Origin of the sequence: Segeticoccus rhizosphaerae (assembly GCF_005222685.1) — a bacterium.
GTDB lineage: Bacteria > Actinomycetota > Actinomycetes > Actinomycetales > Dermatophilaceae > Segeticoccus > Segeticoccus rhizosphaerae.
Genome location: NZ_SWMA01000008.1, coordinates 118,118 through 135,711, shown reverse-complemented (window position 1 = coordinate 135,711; position 17,594 = coordinate 118,118). Strand labels below are relative to the sequence as shown.

The window sequence follows — 17,594 nt, the reverse complement described above, 5'->3', positions numbered from 1 at the left end:
CGCGACGTCGCCGAGCGGCAGCCCCATTCTCATCCCTCGGCACGCGGACGGCAGTCCCCATCGCTTTACACCTCTTGCATGCTCGGTAGTTGATTCGTCAACTATTGATCACCAACCCGTGCCGCGATGCCTTCCGAAAGGGTGACGATGAGTATCCACAAGCTGACGGCGGGGTCGGGGTATGACTACCTGACCCGGCAGGTCGCGGCGTTGGATGCCACCGACAAGGGCCACACCGGGCTGGCGTCCTACTACACGGAGAAGGGCGAGACGCCCGGGGTGTGGGTGGGTTCGGGGATGGCCGGCATCGATGGCCTGGCGGCCGGCAACGTGGTCACCGCGGAGCAGATGCAGGCCCTCTTCGGGTCCGGTCACCACCCGCTCGCCCAGGAGCGACGGGAGCGGTTGCAGGGCCCGGACCTGACCGACCGGGACTACCGCGCGGTTACCCGGCTGGGGCAGCCGTACAAGGTCTACACGGCAGACGTGTCCGCATACCGGCTCGAGGTCGCCAAACGGATCGAGGCACTCAACGAAGCGCGCGGACACCCGGCGGACTACCCCGTGCCGGCCGAGGACCGGGCCCGGGTGCGCACCCAGGTCGCCCGCGAGTTCTTCGCCGCCGAGCACGGCCGCGAACCCACCGGCGCGCGGGAGATCGCCGCGACGATCGCCAAACACTCCCGCCCGAAGACCACCGCGGTCGCCGGGTACGACCTGACGTTCAGCCCGGTCAAGAGCGTCTCGACGCTGTGGGCGGTGGCCGACCAGACCACCGCCGCCCGGATCGAACTGGCCCACCAGAAGGCGATCCAGGACGCGTTGGACTTCCTCGAGCGGCACGCCCTGTTCACGCGGGAGGGGACGAACGGGGTGCGCCAGGTCGACGTGCAAGGGCTGGTCGCCACCGCGTTCACCCACCGGGACAGCCGCTCCGGCGACCCGGACCTGCACACCCATGTCGCGGTCGCGAACAAGGTGCAGACCCTCGGCGGGAAGTGGCTGGCGATCGACGGGCGGGTGCTGTTCAAGGCGACCGTCGCGGCGTCGGAGACCTACAACACCGCCCTCGAGCGGCACCTGCGCCAGGACCTCGGAGTGCAGTTCGCCGAACGCGAAGGCGCTGATCCGCGCAAGCGGACGGTGCGTGAGATCGTCGGCGTCGACCCCGCCCTGAATGAGCGGTGGTCGGCCCGCCGGGCCAGCATCGAGACCCGGCGTGGCCAGCTGGCCGCCGACTTCCAGCGCGCGCACGGACGGCCGCCGACCCCGATCGAGTCGGTGCGACTGGCCCAGCAGGCTACCCTGGAGACCCGGGACGCCAAGCACGAACCACGCACCCTGGACCGGCAGCGCGCCAGCTGGTCGCGGGAAGCCCAGGAGGTTCTGGGCGGACGCGACGCGGTGAAGTCGATGGTGACCACCGCGCTCGGTGCAGGGCGCGGCCAACACATGCAGCCGGGTCAGACGGTCGATACCGCGGACGTGGCGCGGGTGGTGATCGGCCAGCTGGAGTCGCGCCGCTCGACCTGGCAGACCTGGCACGTCCGGGCCGAAGCGCAGCGGCAGATCCGCGTCGCCAACCTCTGCCCCGCCCTGATGGATGACCTGCTCGACCGGGTCGTCGAGCACGCCACCGCCCGGCTTTCGCAGTCCCTGGCCGGGCCCGAGAACGACATCCGTGAACCAGCGCGGCTGCGCCGCCGCGACGGGTCCAGCGTCTACACCGTGGCCGGCGCGACCCTGTACACGTCGGCCCGGGTGCTCGCCGCCGAGCAGCGGCTGGTCGCCGCCGCGGGCCGAGAAGACGGACGCACGGTCGCGGCCGACGCTGTCGATATGGCGCTGCTGGAAGCCGTCGCGAACGGCGCCGAGCTCAACGCCGGGCAGGCCGCGCTGGTGCGGGCCATGGCGACCTCGGGGGCCCGGCTGCAGCTGGCGATCGCCCCGGCCGGCACCGGCAAGACAACCGCGATGCGAGCCCTAGCCGGCGCCTGGGCCGAGGACGGCGGCGACGTGATCGGGCTGGCTCCCTCGGCCGCGGCGGCCGCCGCCCTGCGCGAGCAGATCCAGGTCGGCACCGACACCCTGGCCAAGCTCACCCACTCGATCGCCACCGGTGACCTGCCGGACTTGGCCCGCCGGATCGGCCCCCAGTCGTTGGTGATCATCGACGAGGCCGGGATGGCCGACACCCTGTCGTTGGACACGGCCGTCCGGTACGTGATCGGTCGGGGCGGCAGTGTGCGGCTGGTCGGCGACGACCAGCAGCTCGCCGCGATCGGCGCCGGTGGAGTGCTGCGCGACCTCCAGGCCAGCCACGGCGCGCGCCGGCTGACCGAGCTGGTCCGGTTCGCCGACCCCGCCGAGGCCGCCGCCACCCTCGCGCTGCGCGAAGGGCGGCCCGAGGCGCTGGGCTTCTACCTCGACCACGGTCGGGTGCACGTCGGGGACCTGGCCACCCTGACCGAGGACGTGTTCGGCTCCTGGCAGGCCGATCGCGGCAACAGCCTGGACTCGATCATGCTCGCCCCCACCCGAGAGCTGGCCGGTCAGCTCAACCAGCGCGCCCGGGCCCACCGCCTCGACGGCCTCCCCGACAAGGAAGCGATGCCGACAGTCCCGCTGGGGGACGGCAACGTGGCCAGCGTCGGAGAACTCGTTATTACCCGCAAGAACGACCGCCGGCTGCGCACCACGGCGACGGACTGGGTCAAGAACGGGGACCGCTGGACCGTGCTGTCCCTCTCCTCCAGGAAAGGGTTGACGGTGCAGCACGCCCGCAACGGTCGGGTCGTCACCCTGCCCGCCGACTACGTCAACCAGCACGTCGAGCTCGGCTACGCCACCACCACGCACGCCGCCCAGGGCGTGTCCGTCGACACCATGCACGGCCTGGCCAGCGGGAGCGAGTCGCGCCAGCAACTGTACACCATGCTGACCCGCGGCCGGCACGCCAACCACCTCTACCTGCAGGTGGTCGGTGACGGCGACCCGCACAGCGTGATCCGCCCCGAGATGACCCACCCGGCCACGGCGACCGACCTGCTGGAAGCCGTCCTGGCCCGCGACGACGCGCCCCGCTCGGCCACCACGCTGGCGCGCGAAATGAGCCAGCCGGCCACCCTGGTCGGGCAGGCGACTCCTCGTTACCTCGACGCGTTGTACGTCGCCGCCGAAGACCTCCTCGGGCCCGCCACGGTGGCGGCCCTCGAGGTCAACGTGGACCGGGTTGTGCCGGACCTGACCGAACACCCGGCCTGGCCCGCGCTACGCGCGCACCTGCTGCTGATCGCCGCACACGGCGCCGATCCCCTCCAGCACCTGCGGGCCGCCGCCGAATCGCGTGAGCTGGACACGGCTCTGGACACCGCGGCAGTGCTGGACTGGCGCCTGGACGACACCGGGCTGCGCGGCGCCGACCCCGGACCCCTCCCCTGGGTCCCGGGCATCCCGGCCGCGCTGCGCGAGCACCACACCTGGGGTCCCTACCTGCACCAGCGCGCCGCCAAGGTCACCCGGCTGGCTCAGCAGGTCCGCAACGACGCGATCGCGGGAGGTACTCCGACCTGGGCCTCCCCCGGGGCTACCCGGCCCGACCCAGCTGTGGTCGGGGACCTCGCCGTGTGGCGGGCCGCGACGGGCGTCGACCCGGCCGACCGGCGCCCCACCGGGCCCGCCCAGCTGCAGAAGGCCGCCGCGCTGTGGCAGCGCGCACTCGACCAGCGCCTGTCCGGCGGCCGTGGCCCCGCCATGCAGGAGTGGGCTGCCCCGATCGCTCAGGCATCGGCCGCGGCCGCCCGCGACCCCTTCGCCCCCCTCCTGGCGGACCGCCTCGCCGCCATGTCGCGTTCCGGTCTCGACGCCTCCGGTCTGCTGGGTCGGGCCGCCTTCGCCGGACCGCTGCCGGACGACCACGCCGCCGCCGCGCTGTGGTGGCGAATCAACCGCCACCTGTCCCCCACGGCCGCCGAACAGGTCGACCACGACCGCACCCTGACCACCCCTTGGACGCCACGGCTTCCCCAGCTGCTCGGCGAACCACGTGCCCGCGCCGTCCTGGCCAGCCCGTACTGGCCGACCCTGATCGCCGCCGTCGACCACGCACTCGCCCGCGGCTGGAGCCTCGACGGTCTCCTCGCAGGCCGCGACTTTTCCGTCGACCCGGGTGACGATGCGTGCCAGGCCCTGATCTGGCGGATCGCCGTGCTGCTGGACCCCGTCCCCGACCGGTACGACCACGACGACCCGGACGCCGCGACCGAGCAGATGTGGTCCGAGCTGGAGATCTCGCCCGACTCTCCGGAAACCCTCGTCGACGACAGGCCGGACACCACCGCCGTCCGGTCGTCCGACGAGGACCTGCCCGCGGTAGAGGGGGTGCCGTCTGGCCCACCGGAAGACGACTCTGTCGGCGAACGACTGCTGCGCGCCGGGCTGGCCCGCGACGGCATGGGGCCGCTTGAACCTTCGGACACCGAGCTCGAGAAGTTGCTGGACCGGGCGGCCGAGATGGACTTCAGCCCGGTCAGCCCCGAGCGGATCGCCGCCATCAACGCGATGACCCTGTCCTTCTACGAAGCCTGCCTGCCCGGCTCCTGGGGCGCCTACCACCTGACCGCGCGGTTCGGCACCGACCTAGCCGGCGACCCGCGCTCCCACCCCGGATACGCCCCAGCGGGCTGGACCCAGCTCGTGGGTCACCTGCGCCGTCGCGGCGTCAGCGACCAGGAGATGCTCGCCGCGGGAGTGGCCAGCACCGTGCGTACCGGTCGCCTCATCGACCGGTTCCGCGACCGCGTCGTCCTGCCGATCGTCCACCACGGCCAGGTGCTCGGGTTCGTCGGGCGCCGCCACCCCGACCGGACCGACCAGGACAGCGCCGGCCCGAAATACCTCAACACACCCGACACCGTCCTGTTCCACAAGGGAGCCCAGCTGTACGTCGCCGGCCCAGACCTGCTGGCCTCCGGGGCGCGGCCCGTGCTGGTCGAAGGACCGATGGACGCCATCGCCATCACCCTGGCCACCGCCGGCACACACGTCGGCGTGGCGTCGCTCGGCACGGCCCTGACCCAGGAGCAAGCCGCCCAGCTGGCTACCCTCCGCGGTCACGCCGACCCAGCCGGACACCGAGCCCCGCGCGACCAGGCCACGGGCGAGTACGAGCCGTGGCTGGTGGTGGCCACCGACGCCGACCTCGCCGGCCAGACCGCGGCCGAGCGGGACTACTGGCTGCTCGCCCAGCACAGCCTCGACCCGGCCCGCGTACAGTTGCCCACCGCTCAAGACCCGGCCGACCTGCTGACCCTGCGAGGCCCGGCCTCCCTGAAAGAGATTCTGTCCCAAGCCAGCCCGCTGGCCGACGCGCTCCTCGACGAACGGCTGGCCAACCTGCCACCGGACCAGGCACGAATCGCCGCCGCCCGCGTCGTCGCCGCCCGACCGCCCCGCTTCTGGACCGAAAGCGCCACTCGGATCGCCTCCCGGCTGCAGCTCAGCCCGGCGACGGTCCAACGCGACCTGCTGTCCGCTGCGCAGTCGTGGAACGCCGACCCCCGCACGGCCGCCCGCGCTCAGACCGACCGGGGCAGCGACGCGCGCTCCCGCATCCATCGGGCGGCGCAGGTCCCTCCCCGCCAGCGGTGGGCATCGCTCGCTTCCGAACTCGACCCGCGGCTGCCGCAAGAGGGCGACTGGCCCGCCCTCGCCGCGCTGATGGAGCAGGCCCACAGCAACGGCCACGACGTCTCCGCCGTGACGCGACAACTCGTGGCCGAACGCTCGCTGGATGACCACCCAGCCCAAGACCTGCGCTACCGGATCGTCGCCACCCTCGACCTCCAGATTCAAACGGACAGCTCGGTGTCACCCTCAAGCGCAACCCGATCAAATGAAGAACGACGCACGCCATCCCTGGCACCGCGCCAAAGCACCGGCCCGCGCCGATGACTACCGATGCGGGACCCTCCCTCGCGGTCCACAGCCAGCCGCCAACCGCCGCCCTCGCCAAACGCTGAAACAGAAGCAATCCGTTCCCCTGGGCGACGATGACCACGGACCGTCGAGGGTGTAGCGATACCGGCCGGTGACGACTACCGACGCTGTCATCCTGCGTGCGCCCAGAACGCCGTCGACCCTCGGCCATACTGCCGCCGCCCCGCCGACACGGGCCGCTGAAGCCCCACGCCGCCGCAAAATGAATGCCGCACATGGATGATCACCCAACGCCAACACGGCGGCTTAGGGGGATAGGAGGTCAGCCATGCCGCAGACGAAAGTCCTTCGACAATTCGAGTCCCTATCGAACGCAGCAGAACGAACCGGACTCAGCACCCGCACTCTGCGTCGACGCATCGCCGCTGGTCAGCTCATCGCATATCGGAACGGATGCCGAATAATTCGGCTCGACCCCGAGGACGTAGATCGGCTCATGGTCAAGATCCCTACGGCGCGCTAGGCGGACCGAGCTTTCCCGTCATACGCTTGCCCCACTCGGCGCGAGCATGAGTCGCCTGGGGTGGCCCGCATGGTCACGGGAGACCATCCACAACTTGGAACATCCCATGCGTCCAGTGCGTGTCCTCGCCCCGGTGGTGCGCGAACAGCAACGCCATGACCTCAGCCCTTCGGTCCGCACCACGGCGCGGCGTACGAAGAATGCTTTGCTCGAGGTCAACGTCTCCCCGGCGCAGCTCGGCCACCTCACCGAACCTCAGTGCGCACGCTGCTCACAGCGGCACGAGCGCTCGACCCGCTCGGGAGTCGCCTTCACGATCAGTCGCCACTCGTCCAGCGAGGCAGGAGACGGAAGGCGCGGGGTGCGCCGGTGCCCTGGCGACGACCCGGCACGCTTGATCGTGCCTGGGCTCAACACGCCGGCCAAACTCCTCCCCGCTCCGACCGGCGAGTCCTCCGACCGGAACATCGCCGGGGCGAAACCCTCGAGTCCGCGCGTCAACGGACTGGCGGACACCGACGCCGACCACAGGGCTCCAGCGCAGAGCTGCCTGCCCGCGCTAGCGTGAGGGCCGTGAGCGCAGTCCGGTCTTGGAGGGAGGAGCGCGTCGACGCGTTGCTGAGCGCGCTGTCCGATCTCGGGATGTCGATGTCTCGTCCCGCGGCCGGCGAGCTGATCGACGAACGGGTTCAATTCGTCGCCGCGCAGATGCGGATGACCCCGGGGACCGCTCGCAAGTACCTGACGGACGACGCGATCAGCGAATTGGCACACTCGCTGGCGTTCGAGTTCGTCCAGGAGACTCCCGGTGCCGACCTGTTCTCGGCCCCACGCGATGCGAAGATCCCGGTGCGGCTGGCCGGCCGAGTCAGCGCGGGCTTGGCCGAGGCCGTGCGGATCCGCCTGGCCGAGCGCGAGGATCTACCACACACGCGTGACGCGGTCGCACAACTGGCACACGCCCAGGCAGTCCTCGGCCTGATCATCGCCGACCAGGTCGCCCACGATCTCGAGGGCGAGCCTTGGATCCGCGTCCCAAAGGCGCTGCTCCATCGGATGGCCCGCTACTTGGAGAGCGCCGCCGGGCTGGTGGAAGACGGCGTCATCGGCTACGACACCGATCCCGCTGAGACCCCACACCTGCCCGGTGCACTCCACCGTGACGCCGACCTGCTGCGGACGCTCGCCGAGGATGCTCGCTGACTGACACCTCAGGTCGGGAAGCCCACGCGACGAAGGGCCGCGATAAGCCGCGGATGGCCGCCACCGAAGGTTCCAGGAAACCCAACCCTCCGGGCCCGGCAATCTCCGGCGTGGGAGAGGCACGGAAGCGTCCCACCTGCTGGCAGTTGACCGTCGTCAAGCGGTGTCGGTAAGACACCGACGGACCGGTCGCTCCTAATCCCGCCTGTTCCGCCTCGGATGTCTCCATCATGACGGGTCGGTCACGGCCTTCACTGACGTGCACATCATCCACGTGGTTTCGATGGAGCGCTTGCCCGGCACTTGGCAGAGGCGTTCTTCAGTAGCGCGATCGAAACCGCATCGCACACAGATAGCACGCGCCGGGAATAGAGTCGGCCCCTGACTGGCGTTTTCGCTGGTCAGGGGCCGTTTCGTGATGGTGGGCGATACTGGGATCGAACCAGTGACCTCTTCCGTGTCAGGGAAGCGCGCTACCGCTGCGCCAATCGCCCGTGCGTGTGGAACTGCTTGGAGGTGGAGACGGGATTTGAACCCGTGTACACGGCTTTGCAGGCCGTTGCCTCGCCTCTCGGCCACTCCACCGTGAAGGCCTTTGGGCCCCGAGCGGACGACCGGTCTCGAACCGGCGACCTCAACCTTGGCAAGGTTGCGCTCTACCAACTGAGCTACGTCCGCGTGCGCCGCACCGAGTCGTCACTCGCTGCGCGTGCGGACAGACACTAACCGATCCGGAGGATCGGAGTCCAACCGGGCCCGGCGTTCGCGCCGCTGCTGACCCTCGGGCAGCGGAGTCAGCGGCCGCTCGTGCTTGGCGCCGCGCCGGCGTGACACCTCACTGCCCACCCATTCGACCGCCTTGGCACGGCTGCTCGGCCGCTCCTCGACCGGCCAGAGCCGGCGCACCGCCGCGTTGAGCGCTGCCCCGATGAGGATCGCGATGGCCAGGAAGTAGAGCCAGATCAGCACGACGATCGGTGCGGCGAGCGGCCCGTAGATCGACGTCGAGGCGCCCCCCACCGAGGCGCCCAGCCACTGGCGCAGCACGAACGAGCTCAGCAGCCAGATCACCAGGGTGAGCAGCGCGCCCGGGACGTCTCGCACCCATGGCGAGCGCCGCGGCGTGCTGATGTGGAAGAGGGTCGTGATGCTCGCCACCACGAGAACGACCACGACCGGCCAATAGAGGTTGGTGAGGAACTGGACGCGGTGCGGGAGGATCTGGTGCAGCCAGTCCGGCCCGATCAGCACCAGCGGGACGAGCACGATGCCGACCAGCACCGACACGACATACAGGGAGAAGCTGAGGGCGCGGGTCCGGATGATCCCGCGGACGCCGCTTTGCCCATACATGATCGAGATGGTGTCGATGAAGACGTTGAGCACCCGCGACCCGGACCACGCCGCGATCAGGAACCCGACCACCGTGATGTCGGCACGCCCGTTGCCCAGCACGTTGTCGACGGTCGGCACGATGACCTTGGTCACGTTGTCGTCGGTGAGAAAGCGCCCGGCCCACACCTCGATGTCCTTGCTCACCTCCGCGACGGTGCCCGGCCCGAGCCACTTGCCGACGTAGCCGAGCCCACCGAAGAGCCCCAGCACCAGCGGCGGCAGCGACAACAGGGCGAAGAATCCGGCCTCCGACGCCAGTCCGGTCACCCGGTAGCGCATGCACACGCGGAAGGTCTCCGCGGTGAGTCGCGCCAGCGCCAGCGCCCCAGGGATCTGCGCAAGCTCCTGCCGGATCCGCTTCTTGACAGGGCTCACCGCGCCGGCCTCCCGCGCGGCGGCGCCAAGCTCCGGTCCGTGGCCACGCGCCTACGGTAACGGGCCCACCGCACAAACCCTCGTCAGACACGTCATCCGCAGTGCTCCCCCGACGGCCGCGCGCTGCACCTACGCTGGAACCGTGAGCACCGCGGCCGTCTCCAACCAGACCCCACCACTGCAGGGGTATGACGTGCTGGGCACCGACGCGTCGGCGCTCGAGTCGCTGGACCGCTGGGGCAACGCGCAGGACCGCGCCGAGCTCGACCGGCTGGGGCTGCTCGCCGGTAGTGCCGAGTGCCAGTCGTGGGCCACCCAGGCGGACGCAAATCCACCCGAGCTGCGCGCCTTCTCCCCCGCCGGCGACCGCATCGACGAGGTCGAGTTCCACCCGGCCTGGCACCGCCTCCTCGAGGTCGCGGTCGGCCACGGGCTCACCGCCGAGCCGTGGACCCGGCCCCCCGGCTCCGGCGCGCACCTGCGACGCGCCACCGGCTTCTACCTGTGGTCCCAGCTCGAGGCTGGCCACCTGTGCCCGGTCTCCATGACGTATGCCGCGGTCCCCGCCCTGGCCGCGCAACCGGAGCTCGCCGCGGTCTGGACCCCCGCCCTGGCCTCGCGCCACTACGACTTCGGGCTGCGGCCGCTGGCCGACAAGGCCGGGGCACTGGCCGGCATGGGGATGACCGAGAAGCAGGGCGGTTCGGACGTCCGGGCCAACACCACCACCGCGACCGCCTCCCCCGGCCCCCTGGTGGGCGGTGAGAACTACCGGCTCGAGGGTCACAAGTGGTTCTGTTCTGCACCGATGAGCGACCTGTTCCTCGTCCTCGCCCAGGCACCCGGCGGGCTCACCTGCTTGGCAGTCCCCCGCGTCCTGCCCGACGGCTCACGCAACCCGTTTGCCCTGCAGCGGCTCAAGGACAAGCTCGGCAACCGCTCCAATGCCTCCTCCGAGCTCGAGCTGCACGGCACCTGGGCCGTGCGCGTCGGTGACGAGGGGCGAGGCGTGCGCACCATCATCGACATGGTCGGCGCCACCCGCCTCGACTGCGTGCTGGGCTCGGCCGCCACCATGCGGCAGGCGCTCGTCCGCGCCGTCCACCACTGCCGGCACCGGCACGCCTTCGGTGCCGCCCTGGTCGACCAGCCGCTGATGCGCAACGTCCTCATGGACCTCGCCCTCGAGTCCGAGGCCGCGACCCTGCTCGGCCTCCGGCTGGCCCATGCGATCGACACGGGCGAGACCGCCTTTGCCCGGGTCGCCGTCGCGCTCGGCAAGTACTGGGTCTGCAAGCGCACCGCCCCGCTGGTGGCCGAGGCGCTCGAGTGCCTCGGCGGCAACGGCTACATCGAGGAGAACGGCCTGGCGCGGCTCTACCGCGAGGCGCCGCTCAACTCCATCTGGGAGGGCTCCGGCAACGTCAACGCGCTCGACCTGCTGCGTGCCCTCGGCCGCCAGCCGGAGGCCGTCGCCACCCTGCAGAAGGAGCTCGACGCCGCCCGCGGCTCGCACGCCGGCCTCGACCTGTTCCTCGACGCCCTCACCCGGGACGTCCAGCGGCTTGCTGGCGACGAGCACGCCGCGTTCGCCGCCCGCGGCCTCGTCGAGCGACTCGCGCTCGGGTTGCAGGCGAGCCTCCTGGTCCGCCACGCACCGGCATACGTCGCCGATCCCTTCGTCAGCACCCGTATCGAGCGCCGCCACGGACAGACGTTCGGCACGATCGGCGCCGCCGCGGTGCGCTCGCATGCCGGGCCCGTGTTGGAGCGCGCCCTACCCACGGCAGAATGACCCTCGGCCCGGCCACCGCCGGGGCCACCGCACACTTCGATCCACTGAAGGACCACATGGACACCTGGCCCGGCCAGCCCTACCCCCTGGGCGCCACCTACGACGGCACGGGGGTCAACTTCGCGCTCTTCTCCGAGGTGGCCGAGCAGGTCGACCTCTGCCTCGTCGACGACGAGGGCGCCGAGACCCGCCTGCCACTCACCGAGGTCGACGGGCACGTGTGGCACGCCTACGTGCCCAACCTCCAGCCGGGGCAGTGCTACGGCTACCGCGTGCACGGCCCGTTCGACCCCGCCAACGGGCACCGCTGCAACCCGTCCAAGCTGCTGCTCGACCCCTACGCCAAGGCGATCGACGGACAGATCGACGGCGACGCCTCGCTCTACTCCTACGATCCCGGCGACCCCGAGCAGTTCAACGACGCCGACTCGCTCGGCCACACCATGCTCTCGGTCGTCATCAACCCGTTCTTCGACTGGGGCCACGACCGGCCGCCGCGGCGCGAATACCACGACAGCGTGATCTACGAGGCGCACGTCAAGGGTCTGACCATGACCCACCCCGACGTCCCCGAGGAGATCCGCGGCACCTATGCGGCGCTCGCCCACCCCGCGATCGTCGAGCACCTCACGAGCCTGGGTGTCACCGCGATCGAGCTGCTGCCCGTGCACCAGTTCGTCCAGGACACCTCCCTGGTCGACCAGGGGCGCCGCAACTACTGGGGCTACAACACGGTCGGCTTCCTCGCCCCGCACAACGGCTATGCCGGCACCGGCACCCGCGGGCAGCAGGTCGGCGAGTTCAAGGCCATGGTCAAGGCGCTCCACGCGGCCGACATCGAGGTCATTCTCGACGTCGTCTACAACCACACGGCCGAGGGCAACGAGATGGGTCCGACCCTCGCCTTCCGCGGCATCGACAACGCCTCCTACTACCGGCTCGTCGAGCAGGACAAGGCGCACTACTACGACACCACCGGCACCGGCAACAGCCTGCTGATGCGCAACCCGCACGTGCTGCAGCTGATCATGGACTCGTTGCGCTACTGGGTCACCGAGATGCACGTCGACGGCTTCCGCTTCGACCTCGCGGCGACCCTTGCCCGCCAGTTCCACGAGGTCGACAAGCTCTCGGCGTTCTTCGACATCATCCAGCAGGACCCGGTGGTCTCCCAGGTCAAGCTCATCGCCGAGCCCTGGGACCTCGGCGACGGCGGCTACCAGGTCGGCAACTTCCCGCCCCTGTGGACCGAGTGGAACGGCAAGTACCGCGACACCGTGCGCGACTACTGGCGGGGCGAGCCCGCCACCCTGGGTGAGTTTGCCTCGCGCCTCACCGGATCCAGCGACCTGTATGCCCACTCCGGCCGGCACCCCATCGCCTCCATCAACTTCGTGGTCGCCCACGACGGCTTCACCCTGCGCGACCTCGTGTCCTACAACGAGAAGCACAACGAGGCCAACGGCGAGGGCGGCAACGACGGGGAGAGCTTCAACCGGTCGTGGAACTGCGGGGTCGAAGGCCCCACCGACGATCCGGAGGTCAACGCCCTGCGGCTGCAGCAGCAGCGCAACTTCCTCACCACGTTGCTGCTCAGCCAGGGTGTGCCGATGGTGGCCCACGGCGACGAGCTCGGCCGCACCCAGGGCGGCAACAACAACGTCTACTCCCAGGACAACGAGATCTCGTGGATCGACTGGGACCTCGACGAGGACAATACGGCGCTGCTGCAGTTCACCCGGGATGTGATCGCGCTGCGCAAGGACCACCCGGTCTTCCGGCGCCGGCGCTTCTTCAAGGGCGACGCAGCCCACGGCGGCGAGAGCGACCTCGGCGACATCGTGTGGTTCGCGCCGCACGGCGAGGAGATGGACGAGCTCGACTGGCGCAACGGCTTCGCGCGCACCCTGATGGTCTTCCTCAACGGGCTGGCGATCCCCGAGCCGGACGTCCTCGGACAGCCGGTGAGCGACGACCACTTCCTGCTGATGTTCAACGCCCACAGCGAGCCGGTCGACTTCACCGTGCCGCCCGAGATCTACGGCGACAGCTGGGAGGTGGTGCTCGACACGACCAAGGAGGGCTTCGAGGGATCAGCCGGCAGCTGGGAACCCGGCAAGGTGCACCCCCTCCCCGGTCGCTCGGTCGTCGTCCTGCGAGCGACCCCCGACCAGGCCACCGACAGCGCCTCCTGACCGCGTCCCCTCCCTCCATCCCAGTTTGTTGCTGGGAGTGGGCGTCATCCGTGACGCCCACTCCCAGCAACAACGCGGGAGAGGTGCGGGGGCGCGAGTCAGGTGGCGGCGAGGCGCTTGCGCTCGGCCTTGACGTCGAAGTCTGCGGGCGGCCAGCGCAGGTCGAGGCCGCGCAGGTGCTCGAGCAGGATCTGCTGCACCGCGAGCCGGGCATACCACTTGCGGTCGGCCGGCACGGCATACCAGGGTGCCGCCTCGGTCGAGCACTGGTCGAACACGGCCTGGTAGGCCTCCATGTAGTCGCCCCAGTGCTCGCGCTCGTCGATGTCACCGGGGTTGTACTTGTAGTACTTGTCGGGGCGTTCGAGCCGCTCCCCCAGCCGCGCCTTCTGCTCGTCAGAGGAAATCACCAGGGCCACCTTGATGATCGTCATGTCCCTGTCGGCGACCTTCTCCTCGAAGGCGTTGATCTGGCCGTAGCGTCGCTTCCACTGGGCCGGGGGCACCAGGTCGTGCACCCGGACGACGAGGACGTCCTCGTAGTGCGAACGGTCGAACACGCCGATCCGCCCCGGGCGCGGCAACGCCTTGCGGATCCGCCACAGGAAAGGGTGCGACAGCTCCTCCTTGGTGGGCGCCTTGAACGCGGTCAGCTCCACCCCCTGCGGGTCCACGGCACCCACGACGTGGCGCATGATGCCACCCTTGCCGGAGGTGTCCATGCCCTGGATCACCAGTAGCACCGAGCGCATGCCGCCCGCCGTCGCCTCGGCATACAGGCGCTCCTGCAGGTCGTCCAGCTCGTCGTCGGCCGCCAGCAGAGCCCGCTGACCGTCCTTCTTCTTGCCGTCGAACGCCGGCGTCGACCGGGGGTCGAGGTCGGCGAGGACGAAGCCCTCACGGACGCGCAGTGCCTCGCTGAACGGCGCCGCCGGCGCCGCGGACCTGGTGGACTTCTTCGTCTCGCGCTTCGACTTCTTGGCCATGCCGCATGGTGGCACTATCCCTGCCCGTGCGCGACCTCTCCTGCCGCCTCACGGGCCAGCGCGGTCAGCCGGGAGATGGCGCGGTAGTACTTCTTGCGGTAGCCGCCCGCCAGCAGGTCGGGGGTGAACAGCTGGTCCAACGGCGCCCCGGCCGCGAAGACCGGCACGTCGCGGTCGTAGAGGCGGTCGGCGAGCGAGACCAGACGCAGCGCGACGTTCTGGTCGTCGACCGCGGCCACCGCGTGCCACCCCACGGCCGGAACCCCGTCGAGCAGCGCGCCGTAGTGGCTCGGGTGGATCCGGGCCAGGTGGCGCAGCAGCGCCGGGAAGTCGTCGACCGCTCCCCCGAGGCCACGGACGCTGCGGTCGACCACGTCGTCGGCCGGTGGCGGCGGGCTCGGCGCCAGACCGCGGTGGCGGTAGTCCGGCCCGTCGATGGTGAGCACCTCGAATCGCGCTGCCAACCGCTGGATCTCGCGCAGGAAGTCCTCGGCCGCGAACCGTCCTTCCCCGAGCGCGTCGGGCAGTGTGTTGGAGGTCGCCGCGAGGGAGACACCGGCGTCCGACAGCCGGGTCAGCAGCGTGGACATCAGCACCGTGTCACCGGGGTCGTCGAGCTCGAACTCGTCGATGCAGACGAGCCGGTGACCGCGCAGGGCCTCCACCGCCTGGCCGAAACCGAGGGCGCCGACGAGGTTGGTGAAGCCGACGAAGGTGCCGAACGCCTTCGGCGCCGGGGCCTCGTGCCAGAGCGCGGCCAGCAGGTGGGTCTTGCCCACGCCGAAACCGCCGTCGAGGTAGATGCCCCGAGCCGCCTGCGGCCGGCGTCGGAGCGACCACCGCGACCCGCGCGGCCGAGCCAGCGACTCGGCATACGCCTGCAGGCGTTCGACCGCCGCCGACTGGGTCGGCTGGTCCGGCGCCGGGCGGTAGGTGCTGAACCGCTCGCCCTCGAACCGCGGCGGCGGCACCAGGTCCGCGAGCAGCCGCTCCCGGTCGACCTCGGGCACACGGCCGGTAAGGGCCTGATGATCGGTCGGGGCCTCGGGCACGGGAGCCAGCATAGGGACTGAACGACGACGACCAGCGGCGAGAAGCTGACCGCGGGGACGACGGCCGTGACGATGGAGCGGAGCGATCCCGCCGCCGGAGGATCGCGACCACAAGAACTGGCAGGATGCGGGACATGCGCCTGCTGCTGCCCACCGATGTGCCCTTCGACACAGACCCGCTCGACGACGAGGGCCTCGCGCAGGTCTACCGCTATCCCGACGGCACCGGGACCGAACGCTCCTGGCTGCGCGCCAACTTCGTCAGCACGCTGGACGGAGCGGCCACCGGTCCCGATGGCCGTTCCGGCACCATCAACACGCACGCCGACCGGCAGGTCTTCGCCCTCCTGCGGGCCCTCTCGGACGTCATCGTGGTGGGGGCGGGCACGGCGCGAGTGGAGGGCTACCGGGCGCCGGTCACCTCGAGCCGGTGGCGCTGGGTCCGCGAACAGGCCGGCCAGACGGGACAACCGGCGATGCTCGTGGTCACCCGGTCGGGTGACGTCCCGCCCCTGCTGGCACAGGAGCGCGAGCAGGCCGGCGACGTGTTGCTGCTCACGAGCCGCTCCGCACCGTCCGAAGCGGTGGACCTCGCCCGCAGCAGCCTCGGCGAGGACCGGGTGCTGCTGTGCGGCGACGACAGCGTCGACTTCCACGTCGCCCGGCAGGAGCTGGCCGACCGCGGCCTGCGCCGACTGCTGTGTGAGGGCGGCCCCCGCCTGATGCACGACCTGACCGCCCAGGACGCGGTCGACGAGCTCTGCCTCACGATCACGCCGAGCCTGGTCGCGGGCGAGCATCCGCGGATCCTGGCCGGACCCGAGCTGTGGGCCGACCTGGTGCCGCACACCCTGATCGAGGCGGACGGCAGCCTCATCGGCCGCTGGGTCCGGCCGGATGCGCTCTAGCGCGTGAGGAACTCGCGCACGAGGCGGTCCCAGCGCCCCGGGTCGACGTTCCACTCCTTGGTATGCCGTGCCACCTGCCAGGGCTCGTAACGCACCAGGTCGGGCCGGCGGGCGGCCAGGGCGGCGGACGGTCCGACCGGCACGAACTCGTCGTCCTCGCTGTGGATCAGCAGCATCGGGTGGGACAACTCATCGGCCCGTGACACCCAGTCGGTGCGGGCCACGTCGATGGGGTCGTGCACACCGACCAGCCGACGCGCGGCGCGCCGGCCGATCAGCCTGCGGGAGAGCAGCTCGACCGGTCCGGGCACCTGGTGCGCCGCCGCCTGGTGACGCAGCACGTCGGCCCAGTCGATGACCGGAGCGTCGAGCACCACGCCGGTGACCCGGTCGGACAGCCACGACAGGTCCAGGGCCTGCAGCACGATGGCGCCACCCATCGACCAGCCGAAGAGCACGATCTCCTGGGCCCCGGACTCGATCGCGTGCAGCATCGCCGCCTCGAGGTCCTTCCACTCCGACAGGCCGAGGTTGTAGCGCCCGTCCGGACTGGGCGGGGCTCCGACGTCGTTGCGGTAGAGCGGGATCAGGCTGGTGTAGCCGAGCTCGTGCAGCGCCGGCAGGGCACGTAGGCACTCCTCGCGGCGGGCGCCGCGCCCGTGCACGAGCACCGCCCAGCGATCAGTGTCGGCGGGCAGTGTCGGGTCGGCCGCCGGAGGCACCAGCCACCCCTCGAGGTCGCCGACGTCCGAGGCGAACTGCACGGTCTTGGTCGGCAGCCCCAGCGCCTCCTGGGGGGTGCCGGCGTAGAAGTACTGGTTCCACCGCGCCGGACCGGGCTCCAGCCGGCCGGAGTCGACACCGAGCAGCTTTCGGGTCACCGTGCCGCCGTGGTCGATTCCTCCCTCACGCTCCAGCACGTCGCCCAGCCGCGCGTGGCCGGCTCCACCGTCCAGCCACAGTCCGTAACATCCGGGGGCGACCGTATCCACCGTCGCCGCGAGCGTCACCGTCGAGTCGGCGACCGCCACCACGACCACGTCGTCGGGCCTCTCGGGGTCCGGCGTGAGCACGCGCCGTGCGAAGTAGCTTGCCGCCGCGAGCGAACCGGTCCAGGACAGCAGGGTGCTCGCCGCGACTGCCCCGGTCGCGGCGAGGGCGGTGCGGCGTGCGGTCCTGCGGGCGGTCTGGCGGCTGCGATGCACATGCGCATCGTCGCAGGTCA

The 17,594-nt window shown here is 70.9% G+C and carries 10 protein-coding genes and 3 tRNA genes; 6 read left to right on the top strand and 7 right to left on the bottom strand.

From position 1 onward, the window contains the following. Positions 1-147: 147 nt before the first annotated feature. The 3 genes from mobF (at position 148) to FCN22_RS08535 (ending at position 7,663) form a co-directional block, all read left to right on the top strand. Positions 148-5,952, top strand: coding sequence for a MobF family relaxase (gene mobF / locus FCN22_RS08545; RefSeq protein ID WP_137121114.1), 5,805 nt, complete (start codon positions 148-150; stop codon positions 5,950-5,952). Positions 5,953-6,265: 313 nt separating this feature from the next. Next, positions 6,266-6,460: an excisionase family DNA-binding protein gene (locus tag FCN22_RS08540; protein ID WP_137121113.1), complete on the top strand. Its 195-nt coding sequence runs from the start codon at positions 6,266-6,268 to the stop codon at positions 6,458-6,460. A 573-nt stretch (positions 6,461-7,033) separates the two neighbouring features. After that, the gene (locus tag FCN22_RS08535) at positions 7,034-7,663 is read left to right on the top strand and encodes a hypothetical protein (protein WP_137121112.1); all 630 of its coding nucleotides are present in this window, start codon (positions 7,034-7,036) and stop codon (positions 7,661-7,663) included. Positions 7,664-8,082: 419 nt separating this feature from the next. Here FCN22_RS08535 and FCN22_RS08530 read toward each other — a convergent pair. The 4 genes from FCN22_RS08530 to FCN22_RS08515 form a co-directional block, all read right to left on the bottom strand. Beyond that, a tRNA-Val gene (locus FCN22_RS08530) sits at positions 8,083-8,157 on the bottom strand. Between the two features lie 17 nt (positions 8,158-8,174). Beyond that, positions 8,175-8,248, bottom strand: a tRNA-Cys gene (locus FCN22_RS08525). A 20-nt stretch (positions 8,249-8,268) separates the two neighbouring features. After that, positions 8,269-8,341: transfer RNA gene (locus tag FCN22_RS08520), tRNA-Gly, on the bottom strand. A gap of 18 nt (positions 8,342-8,359) precedes the next feature. Further along, the gene (locus tag FCN22_RS08515; protein WP_137121111.1) at positions 8,360-9,433 is read right to left on the bottom strand and encodes a YihY/virulence factor BrkB family protein; all 1,074 of its coding nucleotides are present in this window, start codon (positions 9,431-9,433) and stop codon (positions 8,360-8,362) included. A gap of 142 nt (positions 9,434-9,575) precedes the next feature. On the opposite strand from FCN22_RS08515, the gene FCN22_RS08510 reads away from it, so the two are divergent. Both FCN22_RS08510 and glgX read left to right on the top strand, forming a co-directional pair. Continuing rightward, positions 9,576-11,228: an acyl-CoA dehydrogenase family protein gene (locus tag FCN22_RS08510; protein WP_238384611.1), complete on the top strand. Its 1,653-nt coding sequence runs from the start codon at positions 9,576-9,578 to the stop codon at positions 11,226-11,228. A 56-nt stretch (positions 11,229-11,284) separates the two neighbouring features. Continuing rightward, entirely contained in the window at positions 11,285-13,423 is a 2,139-nt protein-coding gene (gene glgX, locus FCN22_RS08505) for a glycogen debranching protein GlgX (RefSeq protein WP_137121134.1), read from the top strand. A gap of 98 nt (positions 13,424-13,521) precedes the next feature. Here the strand turns inward: glgX and FCN22_RS08500 are convergent, their stop codons facing one another. Next, positions 13,522-14,409 (bottom strand): polyphosphate kinase 2 family protein, encoded by an 888-nt coding sequence (locus tag FCN22_RS08500; protein WP_137121109.1) that lies wholly within the window; start codon positions 14,407-14,409, stop codon positions 13,522-13,524. Between the two features lie 14 nt (positions 14,410-14,423). Continuing rightward, a complete protein-coding gene (zapE, locus tag FCN22_RS08495) occupies positions 14,424-15,473 on the bottom strand; it encodes a cell division protein ZapE (protein ID WP_137121108.1) in 1,050 nt (349 codons plus the stop codon). Between the two features lie 122 nt (positions 15,474-15,595). On the opposite strand from zapE, the gene FCN22_RS08490 reads away from it, so the two are divergent. Then, positions 15,596-16,369, top strand: coding sequence for a pyrimidine reductase family protein (locus FCN22_RS08490; RefSeq protein WP_137121107.1), 774 nt, complete (start codon positions 15,596-15,598; stop codon positions 16,367-16,369). Here FCN22_RS08490 and FCN22_RS08485 read toward each other — a convergent pair. After that, positions 16,366-17,574: an alpha/beta hydrolase family protein gene (locus FCN22_RS08485; RefSeq protein WP_238384609.1), complete on the bottom strand. Its 1,209-nt coding sequence runs from the start codon at positions 17,572-17,574 to the stop codon at positions 16,366-16,368. The genes FCN22_RS08490 and FCN22_RS08485 overlap by 4 nt on opposite strands. Positions 17,575-17,594: the final 20 nt, after the last annotated feature.

Bases quoted from the DNA above. Each gene is read 5' to 3' on its own strand.
- zapE (WP_137121108.1), bottom strand. From the start codon at position 15,473: ATGCTGGCTCCCGTGCCCGAGGCCCCGACCGATCATCAGGCCCTTACC.
- mobF (WP_137121114.1), top strand. From the start codon at position 148: ATGAGTATCCACAAGCTGACGGCGGGGTCGGGGTATGACTACCTGACC.
- FCN22_RS08490 (WP_137121107.1), top strand. From the start codon at position 15,596: ATGCGCCTGCTGCTGCCCACCGATGTGCCCTTCGACACAGACCCGCTC.
- glgX (WP_137121134.1), top strand. From the start codon at position 11,285: ATGGACACCTGGCCCGGCCAGCCCTACCCCCTGGGCGCCACCTACGAC.
- FCN22_RS08540 (WP_137121113.1), top strand. From the start codon at position 6,266: ATGCCGCAGACGAAAGTCCTTCGACAATTCGAGTCCCTATCGAACGCA.
- FCN22_RS08500 (WP_137121109.1), bottom strand. From the start codon at position 14,409: ATGGCCAAGAAGTCGAAGCGCGAGACGAAGAAGTCCACCAGGTCCGCG.